The sequence below is a fragment of the Chitinophaga sp. HK235 genome (genome assembly GCF_018255755.1).
Classification (GTDB): Bacteria; Bacteroidota; Bacteroidia; order Chitinophagales; family Chitinophagaceae; genus Chitinophaga.
Genome location: NZ_CP073766.1, coordinates 664,636 through 679,249, shown reverse-complemented (window position 1 = coordinate 679,249; position 14,614 = coordinate 664,636). Strand labels below are relative to the sequence as shown.

The window sequence follows — 14,614 nt, the reverse complement described above, 5'->3', positions numbered from 1 at the left end:
CTGTGAAGTAATTCCTGCAGACTGTTTATCTTGCGGTAAAATCAGACGAGGGAAATGCAACTCACCTATATACAGGGGCTGGAACTATGCGGCACCTTTGCATTCGCTGTTTCCGGTGCAACAGCAGCTATCAATAAATCATACGATGTTATAGGGCTCCTGGCCCTTGCTTTTATTACCGCCATTGGGGGCGGAACGATACGTGACCTGCTGATCGGCGCCACTCCTGTAGCCTGGATGACCGATGAACTCAGTAATACGGCCATCATTGCGGCCGCTATCATCGCTGCTGTATTTTTCTCCTATGTAAAAAAACTGCAACGCTGGCTCAATATTTTTGATGCCATTGGTTTGGGACTATTCACTATCACCGGTATCAACAAAGGCATGGCGGCGGGGCTGCCAGTGCCGGTATGCGTGGCTTTGGGCGTTATCACCGGAACATTCGGAGGTCTGCTCCGCGATGTTATTACCGGCGAACAACCGATTCTGTTTACCCGTGAGATCTATGCGGTAGCCTCCATCGCAGGTGGTTGCCTTTATGTGCTGGCAGGTATTTTCACTAACTGCTCCGGTGATATCATACAGAGTATATCCGTTACCGTTATAGTGAGCATACGTCTCTTAAGTCTGCGTTATAACTGGCAACTACCACGTATCGACAATAGAAAATAATATTTAGAGATTTTGAATTTTTGAAATATATGGATTAATAAATTTCCTATATTGCTATTATGATGTCTCTGTTCGATAATTACTTCGCGTTTGCCACTACAGTATTCATGGGATTGCTGGCTATTGTCAATCCCATCTCCGCTATTCCCGTTTTTATGGAGCTTACTTCCTATATGGATAAAAAAGCGAAGCGGAACATTGCCACCAAATCCGTGCTGATAGCATTTTCTATCATCCTGGTATTTAGTGTGGCCGGGAAGCTGATCTTTCATGTATTTGGGATTACACTGGCCGCACTGCGTGTAACCGGCGGTATCCTGGTATTTGTGATTGGTTATGAAATGGTGCGCAGCAAAAGCGAGAGCGTACAGGCCGAGAAACTGGGCGACCAGCCTGTAAAGGCTGACCAGGGCATCAGTGTGGCCATCACTCCACTGGCGATGCCATTACTGGCAGGCCCCGGCGCTATCACTACCTCCATGAGCTATTCAGCCGCCAAAGACCTGACTCATCTTGCCATTGTTATGGCTGTATACGCCATTATATGTTACATCACCTATTTATTGTTTATCGCCGGTGAACGTATTGTCAGCATTATCGGCACCAACGTTATGATGGTAATAACCAAAATGATGGGGCTAATCCTCGCGGTGATCGGGGTTCAGATGTTCGCCCTTGGCCTTAAAGAGCTGTTCAACTTCTAATTTTTCCCTCCTTTACAACAATTTCAAATCGTTTCGTGTTATTTAAGCAATGACGCGGACGAAATAGTTATCCAGTTATTTGATAAACAGCTATTGGCGTGGACCACTTTGAGTTTGTTCAGTACACACATCATCCAGGGAAAGTTAACCCGATATGACAAATTTATTATTATAAGGGCAGTCTGATTAACCAAATCCTCCATTTTTTCAGTTCTACAATATTCATGTCGAAGGACATGTCAATATACTTTTGTGATCATTAACTTTTTTTAGTTGAACAACAGGTAAATATCCGTTATTGATTACTAGGTGGATGTTACCGTTCCCTTTTTTCAATAGGAACAAAAGAAATCAATATAGACGGAACAGTTAGCAAAAAGCCGTCCCGAGTCCTCGGGACGGCATGTTTTTATAACTGCTGAAGTTAATGAACTGTAGTCCCCTCCTTGATTTCGTCGGTAGCATTCACAATCACCTCATCTCCTGCTTTCAAATCTCCAAACACTTCTGTGGAATCGTTATGGTGATTTCCTTCCTGTATATCCACCCATCTGGTACGATGATCTTTCAGCATCACCACATATTTTCTTTCCGTAGACATCACTACCGCTGAAGAAGGTACTACCAGTGCAGCTGCCGAACCATTTACAGGCATGGTGATTTCTGCATACATACCTGGTTTGAGGGTGCGTGAACTGTTTTCTACATCTATCTCCACAGCCTCAGAACGATACCGGTCATTCAAGGTACCTGCCTCACGGGAAATCGTTCCCTGGAAGGTTTTCCCGGGCATAGCGTTTACACCAAAGTTCACACCCGATTGATTCATCAGCTGCCCACTATAAATTTCAGGCACCTGTAAAATCAACCTCAGCTTGTCTTCCTCTTCCAGCATCAGCATAGGTTTATCCCCTACTTTAGTATCAGGGCCCACCAGCGCACCAGGGTGTATATTTCTTTCTGTGATCACACCATCAAATGGTGCTGTTACAGTCAGATAATCACGCATAACACCTCTCGCCCGCAAGTTGGCCTGTTCGCTGTTCATCAATGCACTATCCGCCAGCATACGGGCTTTAGACAGCTCCAGATCATGCGCGGAAATAGTACCTGGTGTTTCATCGCTGGTGGCAATCGTACGCTCATAATTATCCTTGCTGGCTGCATACATGGCAGCAGCCTGCAGGTACTTCGACTGCGCTGCATAATATTGTTGTGTGATCTCCGGAGCATCCAGCACCAGCAGCACCTGTCCCTTTTTTACACGGGAACCACGATCTACCAGGACACGATTCACAAAACCATTTACTCTCGGGTAAATGCTCACTTTCTGAAATGCCTCCAGTGTGCCAGGCAGACGAATACTACCCGACAGCGGCTCCTGTACCACCTTTGCCAGCTGGTATTGCCGTCCTTTTGTGGCAGGCTCCCTGTATTCAGGTTTGGCTTCCGAATGACAGGCTGCCAGCGCAACCGCCAGGCCCAGCATCATCCAAACAATATGTATATTTTTCATAAATAATATTTTTAAAAGTATTTAAAGATCTGTAGGCATTAAAGAAGGAGAATCCATGGTTGTTTTTCGCTGTACCCGCGCATATACCAGCGGAAGTATCAGTAATGCAGCGAATGTAGAGGCAATCAACCCTCCTATTACTGCACGGCCCAGCGGAGCTGTCTGATCACCTGCTTCTCCCAAACCGGATGCCATTGGAATCATACCGGCAATCATTGCCAGACTCGTCATCAGGATCGGCCTTAAACGAATACCCGCGCTCACCACAGCCGCCTTACCTGCATCACCATAAGACAAACGTAGTTTCTCTGCATTAGTAACAATCAGGATGGCATTGGCTACCGATACACCGGTAGACATGATCATCCCCATATAAGACTGCAGATTGAGCGTAGCACCGGTCAGCAGTAAGGCCAGCAAAGCACCCACAATTACTGCCGGCACGGTAGACAATACCACCATAGACAGTTTAAACGATTGGTAATTGGCTGCCAGCAAAAGGAAGATCACCACTACTGCGATGGCCAGCCCATGTTGTAAACTGTCCAGCGTCTCCATCAGCAGGCTGGAAGCGCCTTTCAGCTCTACCACCAAACCTTTTGGCGGCACGCCTGCTGCTGCCACGACTTTTTGCACCGCTGCTGTTGCTGCCCCCAGATCTTTACCCGAAACGTTGGCACTAACAGTAACGAACCTACGCGGTCCGCTACGGTCATATTCTCCCGGCATCTCACCAGTCCTGAAAGTAGCTACGTCTGCCAGCACCGGCCTGGGTTGTCCGGGCACCAGCGGAATTTCCTTCAGGTCGTTGACAGCAGTCATACTGTATTCCGGCACCTGTACCTGCACCTGGTAGGTATAGGCTACCTTCTCATCCAGCCACTGGTTTTTTTCTGTAAAACGACTGGAAGAAGTGGAAGCTGTTACCGAACGTGCCACCTGATAAATATTTAATCCCATCTGTGCCAGCTTTAACCGGTCGACCTGAATATTGATCACCGGGAAATGCAGAGGCTGTGCTATTTGTACATCACGCAGATAAGGTATTTTTTTCAGTCGCTCCACCAATACTTCTGCAAACCCGGCTATTTGCTTCATGTCTTTTCCTGCTACGCGCAGTTCTATAGGTGTAGAAGCACCTTGTGCCATGATCTTTTCTGTCAGATCAATCGGTTCAAAAGACAAACGCATCTCCGGTATCTTAGCTCTGATATTGGCGCGCAGCCTGTCTTTCAGCGTTTCAATATCCACCTTGTAATCTTCATCCAGGTTTACCTGCAACACCGCTTCATGGGTACCGCTGTTGAAGATATACAGGTTACTCGTACCATAACTGCTGGGGATCAGTCCCACATAGGCGGAGCTGATAGCTACATGTCCGTTTACCGTGCTGTCGATGATATCCAGCACTTCGTGAAGACTGGCTTCTGTACGCTCCAGCCGGGTACCATCCGGCAGCCGCAGCCGTAGCTGAAACTGGCCTGCATTCACATGCGGCATCAGGTCTTTCCCTATCCACCAGTAAAAGCCTCCAGCCAGCAGCAAGGCTCCGGTCACATATATTCCTACGATGAGCCGGGAACGTTTCATACTGTTTTCCAGCACCTGTATAAACCGGCCTTTAAATCGCTCGAAAAAATCCTTTTTTTCTGGTGCTGTTGTTTCCTGATATTCAAGATGTTCTTTTACTTCCGCTATTTCAGCATTATCGAGTGCCAGGCCAGCATGAGCATGATTAAATTTCTCCGCTTTCAGCCACCAGTTGGATACCACAGGAACCAGCGTTTGTGCGGCAAAGTAAGAGGCAATCATCGCAAAGCCAATAGACAAAGACAATGGCAGGAACATCGCTTTGGGCACACCCGTCATAATAAAAGACGGTGCAAACACCGCCAGGATACACAATAATATCAGCAACAGCGGAAATGCTATTTCCTCGCAGGCATCAAATATGGCGCGTCGGATGGGCTTGCCCATTTCCAGATGCTGGTGTATGTTTTCAATGGTCACTGTAGCCTGATCTACAAGGATACCGATGGCCAGTGCCAATCCGCTTAGGGTCATCAGATTGATGGTCTGCCCTGCCAGCTGTAATCCCATCACGGCACACAAAACGGCAATCGGAATGGTGACCACTACTACGAGGCAACTGCGCAGGTCACGCAGGAAAAGCAACACCATCAGCCCTGTGAGCAAAGCTCCCAGCAAACCTTCTGTTACCAGGCTTTTCACAGCATTAATCACAAATACAGACTGGTCAAACTCATAAGATATTTTCACATCATCAGGAAGGAGATTCTGCATCTCCGGCAGTTTGGCCTTCAGTTTTTTCACCACCTCCCAGGTAGAGGCGTCGGCTGTTTTTACGATCGGGATATAAACCGAACGTTTTCCGTTTACCAGTGCATAATCCACCGTTACATCCGCTGCATCAGCCACCCTGGCCACGTCTTTCACAAAAACAGTAGCATTGCCGTTTGTCACCACCGGAATTTCACCGAAATCCTCTACCTCTTTCTCCAGGGAGTTGATAGTAGTCACAAACATGGTATTGTTAATACGGATATTGCCGGAAGGTGTCATCACATTGTTTTTAGCAATAGCTTCCACTACTTCATCGGCTGCCAGATTAAAACTGCGCAATCGTTGCGGATCCACATTGATTACCACGGAACGGGAATTGGCTCCGAAAGGAGGTGGGGCCGACAATCCAGGCACCGATGCAAACATAGGCCGGATACGGGTAGCAGCCAGGTCGGAAATCTCTTTCAGCGGTCTGTTAGGACTACTGATCACCAGCTCTCCCACCGGCAGCGAAGACGCATCAAAACGGACCACCTGCGGAGGCAGGGCTCCCGGGGGAAAAAGCTTCATCGCTCTGTTTACCTGTAACGCCACCTGGGCGGACGCCTCCGCCATATCGGTATTTTCATAAAAAGTCAGCTTCAATAACGTTAACCCCTGTATGTTTTTGGTGGAGATATTTTTCACACCGTTTACGTATAAAAACTGATCCTGCAGGCCGGTAGCAAAAAAGCCCTCCATCTGTTTCGGAGACATCCCGCCGTAAGGCTCTATCACATATATAGTGGGCAGGTTCAGTTTGGGGAAGATATCTATGGGAATATTAATGATAGCCAGTATAGAAAAGAGCAACATACCAGTGGTGATTACCACCACTGTAATCGGCTTTTTCAAGGCTGAAGAAACTAAAGACATAATAATAACTTTAAGATGAAAACCTCCTTCTTTAAAGGTTGTTAACCAGCTGCTGCAGATTGTTGTCTGCATAGGCCGCACGGAAAAGCGCTTTCCATGCTTCGTCATGAGCCTGAACCAGGTCTGTTTCTGCCCGGTTGAGCACAAACAGCGCGTTGGTCACCTCTATAATGCTGGTCAGCCCGTGTCTGTAAAGAGACATTTGCTGTCTGGCAGCGGCTTGTGCGGCCTGTAGCTGCAAGGGCAGTTCTTTTAGTTTAGCCTGTGCCGTTAGTATATCGGCCTGAGCCTGCTGGTACATGCTGTGCAACACAGTGCGGGATGTTTCCAGCTCCTGTTCTGCAGCGGCAGACTTCTGTTGTTGTACCGCCAGCTTTTCCCGGGTATGTTTCAGATCTGTAACGTTCCAGGTGATGCCTAATCCCAGCAGATAGTTGTAGCGGCTGTATCCCAGTCCGCTCAAAAGGTTCTTATCGTACATGTCGTTGAAGGAGCCGCTGGAGCCACGCATCCAGCCGGCGGCCATCAGGTTGACCTTGGGCAGCTGCTGCTTGCGGACTACCTGTTCCTGCGCCTGTTGCCGCTGGTACAGGGCATGGTAGTATTCAAGCAAAGGATGCTGATCAGTAACACCCACCGTGTCCGGATGCAGCAGCATGGGAAGATCAGCGCTGCTATCGATACGGGGCTTTACCCGGGCCGTATCCAGTCCGGTAAAAGCTGCCAGTTCAATGCGCACTTGATCGAAGCGGTTAGATACTTCCAGTAGGTTAAGCCTGGCTTTGGAAAGTTCTGCGGCAGCAATGGCGCTGTCTACACCCGGTTTCAGACCGTGTAGTACAATAGCGGTCACGGCACGCGCCATTTCCGCATTACGACGGATATTATCTGTCTGTATTTGTTTTAGTTCGTTTAGCCGTAACAGTTCGAGATAGTCCCGGATCACTGTTAAGGTAAGCTGGTTGTTTGTATTGCCCAGATCGGCCTTATTTACGTGCAGGTCCTGACGGGCAGCAGCCTGTTGGGAACCATAGGCACCGAAGTTATAGATCTCCCATTGCATGGCGGCCATGGCGATATTGCCGCTCATGAGGGCCGGATTGTTTTCGCTCCGGATACCGCCTGAAGTAGACGGAATCAAACCCATGGAAAAATAAGACCCATATATACTGTTATCGGTACCTGCATCTATTTGTTCATGTAGTTTCAGGGCCGGGTACCAGTTATGTTTAACATCTGTAACACTGGCCTGGCCCGCTTTTACGAGGGCCTGCTTTGCCTTTACGGCAGGATAATTGGATAGGGCCAGTTCAACAGCCTGCCTGAGTGAAAGGCTGTCTGCAACTGGTCCGGCGAACAAAGAAGTAAAGGGCAACAGACATAACAATAGCCCATACCTCTTTTTCGCGGCTATATGTATACGCATAAATTCGCTGGAAAGATTGGTCAGTAAAAAATATCTAAAAAAGGAGGAATCAGGCTACGGGAGGGCCTCGCCAGCTTCTGAGCGGAACAGGAACACTGAGATAGGGATTACAATGATACCCACTGGTGGCATCATCTACATAAATAAAACGGGGAGGAATATTAAAGCTGATGATAGAACATACCTGACTGTTACTGTCGTTGAGGCCTACCGGACGACGCTTTAATTTTTTGATGGTAGTATGGAAGTGAGGCGTATGCTTCAGCACATATTGTGTAACACTGAAGCTATGCTGCCCTACCATTGCACGTGCATAGCTGTCTGCCTGCTCCACCTGTGGTAGCACACATACTGCAATGAGTACAAGGAATAACAGCCTTAGTAGTTTCACACCCAACTAACTTTATATGCACTAAAGTTATTCAATGCTACTGGCTTTAGCCAGTCACTACCTACATTTTAAGGATTTTTTAATGCGAGGGAAGCATGTTCGTACATCAGAAAAAGCAGATCAGGCACAGCTCTTCCATTTTGAGCACTGCATTGGCCAGTCTGAAGTCCTGCATAGGGAAACAGGCAAAAGACTGATATTCATCCAGAGATGGACCGATAGCGACGATCTTCAGTTCATAGTCTTCCAGTTGACGATTGAAATGATCCAGCAATGCTTTGGCAAAATCTTCGGCAGCCAGGATCTCTTCATATTCGTCCTGGGTAGGGGCCTCCAGGGAAGCACCGGCTTTTACCACCGGCGACAACTCATTCAGCGCATAGGTACCTTCATCTGACAGTTCCTTCCATTCAAAATCAGCCAGGTTGCCGGTTTGCTGTAATGCCACCTGCAACTCTTCCCAGATAACCGTCACATTTGGGGTTACCACTTCAGGGAGGTTATCAATCTGTTCTTCCGCCTCTTCTTCATCAAAAATATCCAGGTACAGCTGAGCCATGAGTTCCCGGGCATTGGAGAGACTTTTCAGTTTTTCCTTCATCTTCAGTTCGCGCAGCATATTCTCCCAGAGGGTTACCAGCTCTTCCACATCTTCTTCCTGCATCTCATCCGGAATCATCTTCGCTTTCTCCTGCAACATGTGGTTGTCCAGCCTGTTCTTCTTAATGTGGAGCTGATTGTCTGCAAAAGAAAGTTCATACGAAGCACAGTTCAGAAAACGGGTGCCGATCACAACCTTGTCCGGAAATATTTCATGGATCACATCTTCTTTCATATCCATGTATGAATTGCCACTTTGTTTACCAAAATTGCCCGTCACCCAGTTGAAGTCTTCCTGTGATATTCCTGTTTGCATTCGCATAAAATAAAAAGATGAAACACAAAAGTAGTTAAATTAGCTATGGATAAGCTGACCTCAGCATCAAATAAATAACCATGGAAAAACGGAAACTTGGAAAATCAGGGCTGGAAGCAGCGCCCTTCGCCTTTGGTGGCAATGTGTTTGGCTGGTCTGTGGATGAAGCCACTTCCTTTAAACTGCTGGATGAGTTTACCAATAACGGGTTTAGTCTGATCGATACCGCCGATGTTTATTCCCGCTGGGTACCTGGCAATCAGGGTGGCGAATCGGAAACGATTATCGGCAAGTGGATGCAGCAACGTGGCAACCGGGACGAAGTACTGATTGCCACCAAAGTAGGCGGCGATATGGGACAAGGAGCCAACACCACCAAAGCCTATATCCTCAAGGCTGTTGAAGACTCTCTGCGACGCCTGCAAACAGACTACATTGATCTTTATCAAACACACTATGATAGCAGTACACCAGTGGAAGAAACCCTGGAAGCTTATGCCATCCTTGAAAAAGCAGGCAAAGTAAGGGCCATCGGGGCTTCCAATATGAGCGCTGCCAGACTGGAAGAAAGTCTGCATACCAGCGAGCAGCACGGCTATCCCCTCTACGATACCTTCCAGCCGGAATATAATCTTTATGACCGCGCCGGCTACGAAAAAGAACTGGCCTCCGTTTGCGAAAAACATCAGATCGGTGTGATTTGCTACTATTCCCTGGCCAGTGGTTTCCTTAGCGGTAAATATCGAAACCAGGCAGATGTCGCCAAAAGTAAAGCCCGCGGCAAGAAAGCACTCAACTACCTCAACGATAGGGGTATGCGTATACTCGCGGCCCTGGACAAGATAGCGGCCCGTTACAACAGCACACCTGCAGGTGTTGCGCTTGCCTGGCTCCTCACCCGCCCTGCTATCACAGCACCCATCGCCAGCGCTACCAACATAGTGCAGCTCCAGGAAATTATGCATGGCGTCCAGCTCCAGCTGGACCATGAAGCTGTGTTGTTGTTGAATACCGCCAGCAACTATGAACTGTGATGAATGCTGATACTGCTGATGCTCCGGATGAACGGAGATCACTTTTGATAAAAGGGGCCGTCTCAAAACAAGAGACGGCTTCTTTTTTATAAATTCCGGTTGTTATAATGATTCTCCAGTTTCCATTTTTAGAAGTGAAGGGTTAACCTGATTTTATGCTGTTTTCTTTCTAAGATTGTGTGCCATAGCCATTAATCCCATTTCGATTGACACTTTATCCATCCCTTTTAGCATAAATCTTTTAAAGCCATGATTATGCTTAATATTTGCGAAGACAGATTCCACGTCATGGCAACGCTGTTTACGCTTCTGTATTCCTTTTCTTCCTTTTAATCGTTTGTCAGCCAGCGCCTTAAGACGATTTAGATTATGATTTACTTCTATGATGCGATTTGTTTGTTGATCATGACACATCTGCCGTAATGTACATCCTTCGCATGTTCTGGCTTGATAAGTAGTTATTGTTTGCCTGTAACCGTTTTTAGTTGTTTTTGGGAACGTACTTTTTCTACGCATTCGCTGGCCGGCAGGGCAGATATAGTGGTCCTTTTCAGCATTGTAGGGTAGGTTTTGGGCCTTGAACATTTCCCTGGTTTTAGTTGACCAGTGCTGGTTGCGATCGAAGGAAGCATGCTTAACATAAGCCGTAATTCTCCTGTTTTCCAGCCATTGATAGTTCTGTTCGCTGCCATACCCTGCATCCGCTGTAATATTGGCGGGCACTCGTTTATATAACCGTATATACTGCAGGAGATGACTGATTAAAGTTGATGTATCCGTGGACTGCTGATGAAGGCTGTAATTGACGATGTATTGATTATTAGTACTTATCTGGAGATTATAAGCTGGTTTAAGCTGACCATTCTTCATATGATCTTCCTTCATACGCATAAAGGTAGCGGCGGGATCTGTTTTGCTATAGCTATTGCGGTTAGAGCCTATTATTTGTTCCTGTTGCTCATACTTATCCAACGCTGAAGGCCAGTTACGGTGAGCATATCCCAGCTTTTGTCTGATCCGCTTGTCTATGGGTTTTTCTTTGAGGGCGTCATTGATGGCCGCTATTGTTTTACTGACTTTTTCACTGTCGATTTTGTCATATCCGGATGGGTCCGTATCATCACCCAATTCTGAAGCTGCCACTGATTGTGCATATTTCCACAAGTCATTAAGCTGCTGTTTTATTTTTTCTTTACTGTACTTAATGCCATTGCTCCATACAAAACTGTAGCGATTTGCCTGCGATTCTATCTTTGTCCCGTCAGTGTACAGTTCTTTTATGTTCAGTAAGCCTTCTTCGCATAACAACAATACCACCTGGGTGAATATAGGTTGTAATACCTTTTGCAAGCGTTCACCACGGAACCTGTTGATCGTATTATGATCGGGTTTACTCATACCACTAAGCCACATAAAGTGGATGTTCTGGCCTAGTGCCTCCTCTATTTTACGGCTACTGTAAATGTTATTTATATAAGCGTAAATAAGGACTTTCAATAACATCCTGGGATGGTAACTGCTGGTTCCTCCTGCTTTATAACGCTTCAGCAATAAAGTTATATCGATCTTTTCTATTACGTCATCCACCACACGAACTGGGTGATTCTCGGCTATCAGATCCCCAATCTCGGGAGGGAAAAGCATAGCCTGGTGCTGCTGATTGGCTTTAAAGACTACTGATAGTGTTTTTCCTTTGGGCATACTATAAAAACGGAAAAAGCTACCCCGCAGATTTCCCCCCCCAAAAAAAAAGAAGGGAGTGTCTTTTGAGACACCCCCTTTTTTATCTCTGCTGATCAGGCGCATCAGCAGTATCATTATTCATCATAGTCTGAATTTGATCCCTGCATTTGCTCCCAATCCACCGATGTTAATGTATGACTTGAGATCGTTGGAGGGCGCGTTATCATTTTTATAAAACACCCTGGCACCAATCTGATTAACCTTGGTATTGGAGCTTCGATCGAGGGTAGTCACATAATCAACTTTCTTTTCTGCCTGACTGAGGTCACTGAGACCACGGCCTGGCAACTGCTGCAAAGTAGCACCGGAAGCAGCGCTAACAAGGGTGTTGGTTTCCGTATAGGTGGTGACTTCCTTGTTTTTACTTTTTACCGGTACGTTTTTATACTCTGCTTCCACGAAGATGTCGAAGCGGGGACTCAGGTAAAAGGATACGCCCAGGGCGCCCTGAAAACCCAGGGTGATATTGGGCCTTACTTCTTCCTTACGATGAATAACCGTATGTACTTGTGTACCAGGAGGAATATTGGGCACTGTACTCAGCTGGTCCACATCCGTGTCAATATAAAGGCGACCCCACAGCGGCAGCACCGCCCCAAAACGGATGTAGGGGTTGACCTTTTCAAAACCCGGGCTCAGTACAAAACCGGGTGTAAAGATCAGGGCATTTACATGACCGTTAGATTCAACACTTACCAGTTGCTTACCATTGCCAACCAGTGTGGTCAGATTTTTGGTCATCAGGTTTTTCTTACTGTGATAGTAATCGAAAGATACTTCCACGGCCATGTACTTGTTGATGTTGTAACCGAAGGCCAGCCCCCCTCTGACACCCTCGCCATAAGAGCCCGTGAGTACTTTTCGGCTGATGGTGTCCAGCGGGTTGGGATTAGCCGGATTAAATTCGGTATGCAGGTCTTGTGGTGGAAATGGGCCAACATTCGGGAATTGTCCCGAGAAAACACTAAACGAATAACCGCCAAATGCTCTGAGATAAAATTTTGAATGAGGGGCAACTCCGGAACGTTCCTGGGCCTGAACGTTTCCTGCGAGTGCTAATGCCAGCATAGCGGCTGAAAACAGGTGCACTTTTTTCATAAACAGTGGTTTTGTGAGATGGGTTTCAACTTCTAGGAAGTTAAAGAATTGTTCTCACATAACAAGCAGCCCAGAAAGTTGTTTAAAATGCTTCTGCCAGCGACAAGTACAATCCCTTTTGTCTTGACTCACCAGCGAGTTTCTCACCCACGGCGTAGTCTATACGAATAGTCAGTTTGGCATTTTCATCGTAGAAGTAGCGGATACCACCGCCCATGCTGGGTTTGAAGCCAGACAAGGCAAAATTGTGGTTATTAAACACCGAACCCGCGCCAGCGAAAGCTGCCAGTGCGAATTTAGGCTTCACATCTACAAACCAGATGTGTATATGAATTTTCGGATCGATCAGGTAGCGGTATTCTGCCTGTGCTGCCAGGTAGTTCTGATCGCGGTAACGGCCGGTGTAATATCCGCGCATCATCTGGTCGTTGCCCAGTTCCGGCAGCAGGTAAAATGGTAAATTGGAACCCTGCAGGCTGTTGAAGATACCATTCAGGCCCAGCGTGCTTTTGCGGGATAGGGAGATAAAATGGACTCCCTGCGCTTCCAGTTTGAACAGGGGTTCTGAGCTGACAAATGCCGGCGCATAGGCCGCATTCAATTTCAGCCACCAGCCCTTATGGGTATAGTTCTGATTGTCGCGGTTATCGAAGATGCCTGTCAGTCCGATGAAGGTAACATGCCCGCCTTCTTTTCCTATCAGCGGCAAAGTGTTGTATAGACCCTTATCGTCTTTGCTGCTGTAGGAGTCGTTCTGATACAGCAGGGAAGCCCCCGCATAGAAATGACCGGTAATACGGCGTTCTGCTTCCAGATGGGCCTTATAGCGGATATTATTGAGCAGGGAGCGGGTGTCATAACGGGTGTCGTTGCCGATGCCGAAGAAATACAGCGGGAAATTATGATAACGGAGGTTTCCTTTATAGTGCCAGGTGTTGCCCCTGGTCCAGATATTGGCCTTCAGATCAATTTTAAACTGATTTTCTGTGGTCACAGCCGGGATCAGGTTGAGCGTGGAGTTACGCGTTGTGATATCCGGGTGGGCGTTATCCGTATAAAAAGAATACAACATCGCCGCTCCTATTTCGAGACCTTTCTCCTGAGAGTAGCCTAAAACCGGCAGTGGGAAAAAGCTCTTTTTCCGGAATGCAAGGCTGTCTGCCGGAACTGTTTTATCTGCTGTAACTGTATCCTGTTGCGCCTGGGTACCTATTGCCAATGAAGTTAGCAACACCGTGATCTTAAGTGCTTTATACATGGGCGCAAATGTAAACAATTACGCATTACGAACTACGGATTTCCGGGAAGAAACCATCCTAACCCTAACGCATAATCGATTGCATTTATGCCTGTATCATGATGACCATCTTCCAATTAATCAGTACTCCTGTCTGAGTGGCCCAGACTTTTGCCGGGTGCTACATGATCGCGTACCAGCTGTTTCAGGAATTTTATCTCCGGGAAATGCCCGGCTTCTTTCCGGTCAAATATTTTTTCTTCATTGAGGAAGATGGTATAGGTACCTGCAGTTTCACTGGGACGTAAAGTAACACCGCCCAGCTCTTCTGTGAAAGATGTCAGGAGTTCCTGCGCCATATACGCAGCCCGTAACAGCCATCCGCATTTGGGGCAATAAGCTATGGTAATAACCGGTTTCATATTAATCGCCTGAAATTTAAAAGTTTATGTTTAACGGCAATAGCTAGACAAATTTATCTATTGCCGGTACATTGTGAAGATACGACCAGATTGGCATTCACAGCCTATAACACAAAAATCACACGTTCTAACACACATTTTATCCATCGTTCTTTTGAATCGTGCTCCATTATCTTTATTTTTATGCAATAAATTAAGTGGACCGTCCCCGAATCGCTCTACTATGTCACTGC

The 14,614-nt window shown here is 46.9% G+C and carries 12 protein-coding genes; 3 read left to right on the top strand and 9 right to left on the bottom strand.

Annotation, left to right across the window (positions count from 1 at the left end; genetic code table 11):
• Nucleotides 1-54: 54 nt before the first annotated feature.
• Nucleotides 55-675 (top strand): trimeric intracellular cation channel family protein, encoded by a 621-nt coding sequence (locus KD145_RS01985; RefSeq protein ID WP_212004245.1) that lies wholly within the window; start codon nt 55-57, stop codon nt 673-675.
• A 59-nt stretch (nt 676-734) separates the two neighbouring features.
• On the top strand, nt 735-1,379 hold the full coding sequence (locus tag KD145_RS01980; protein ID WP_212004244.1) for a MarC family protein: 645 nt from the start codon (nt 735-737) through the stop codon (nt 1,377-1,379).
• Nucleotides 1,380-1,803: 424 nt separating this feature from the next.
• On the opposite strand, the gene KD145_RS01975 is transcribed toward KD145_RS01980, so the two are convergent.
• From KD145_RS01975 to KD145_RS01955, 5 genes are all read right to left on the bottom strand, one after another.
• Nucleotides 1,804-2,895 (bottom strand): efflux RND transporter periplasmic adaptor subunit, encoded by a 1,092-nt coding sequence (locus KD145_RS01975; RefSeq protein WP_212004243.1) that lies wholly within the window; start codon nt 2,893-2,895, stop codon nt 1,804-1,806.
• A gap of 21 nt (nt 2,896-2,916) precedes the next feature.
• Entirely contained in the window at nt 2,917-6,114 is a 3,198-nt protein-coding gene (locus KD145_RS01970) for an efflux RND transporter permease subunit (protein ID WP_212004242.1), read from the bottom strand.
• 31 nt (nt 6,115-6,145) lie between these two features.
• The gene (locus KD145_RS01965) at nt 6,146-7,540 is read right to left on the bottom strand and encodes a TolC family protein (RefSeq protein WP_212004241.1); all 1,395 of its coding nucleotides are present in this window, start codon (nt 7,538-7,540) and stop codon (nt 6,146-6,148) included.
• Between the two features lie 49 nt (nt 7,541-7,589).
• Nucleotides 7,590-7,931: a hypothetical protein gene (locus tag KD145_RS01960; protein WP_212004240.1), complete on the bottom strand. Its 342-nt coding sequence runs from the start codon at nt 7,929-7,931 to the stop codon at nt 7,590-7,592.
• 106 nt (nt 7,932-8,037) lie between these two features.
• Complete coding sequence (locus KD145_RS01955; RefSeq protein WP_212004239.1) at nt 8,038-8,847, bottom strand: hypothetical protein; 810 nt, start codon at nt 8,845-8,847, stop codon at nt 8,038-8,040.
• A gap of 80 nt (nt 8,848-8,927) precedes the next feature.
• Here KD145_RS01955 and KD145_RS01950 point away from each other — a divergent pair, with 80 nt between their 5' ends.
• Nucleotides 8,928-9,881 (top strand): aldo/keto reductase, encoded by a 954-nt coding sequence (locus KD145_RS01950; protein WP_212004238.1) that lies wholly within the window; start codon nt 8,928-8,930, stop codon nt 9,879-9,881.
• A gap of 153 nt (nt 9,882-10,034) precedes the next feature.
• Here KD145_RS01950 and KD145_RS01945 read toward each other — a convergent pair whose 3' ends face one another.
• The 4 genes from KD145_RS01945 to KD145_RS01930 form a co-directional block, all read right to left on the bottom strand.
• Complete coding sequence (locus tag KD145_RS01945) at nt 10,035-11,582, bottom strand: IS1182 family transposase (RefSeq protein WP_212004237.1); 1,548 nt, start codon at nt 11,580-11,582, stop codon at nt 10,035-10,037.
• Between the two features lie 123 nt (nt 11,583-11,705).
• A complete protein-coding gene (locus KD145_RS01940; RefSeq protein ID WP_212004236.1) occupies nt 11,706-12,722 on the bottom strand; it encodes an outer membrane beta-barrel protein in 1,017 nt (338 codons plus the stop codon).
• A gap of 82 nt (nt 12,723-12,804) precedes the next feature.
• Nucleotides 12,805-13,980 (bottom strand): BamA/TamA family outer membrane protein, encoded by a 1,176-nt coding sequence (locus KD145_RS01935; RefSeq protein WP_212004235.1) that lies wholly within the window; start codon nt 13,978-13,980, stop codon nt 12,805-12,807.
• A 116-nt stretch (nt 13,981-14,096) separates the two neighbouring features.
• Nucleotides 14,097-14,381: a SelT/SelW/SelH family protein gene (locus KD145_RS01930; protein ID WP_212004234.1), complete on the bottom strand. Its 285-nt coding sequence runs from the start codon at nt 14,379-14,381 to the stop codon at nt 14,097-14,099.
• Nucleotides 14,382-14,614 lie beyond the last annotated feature (233 nt).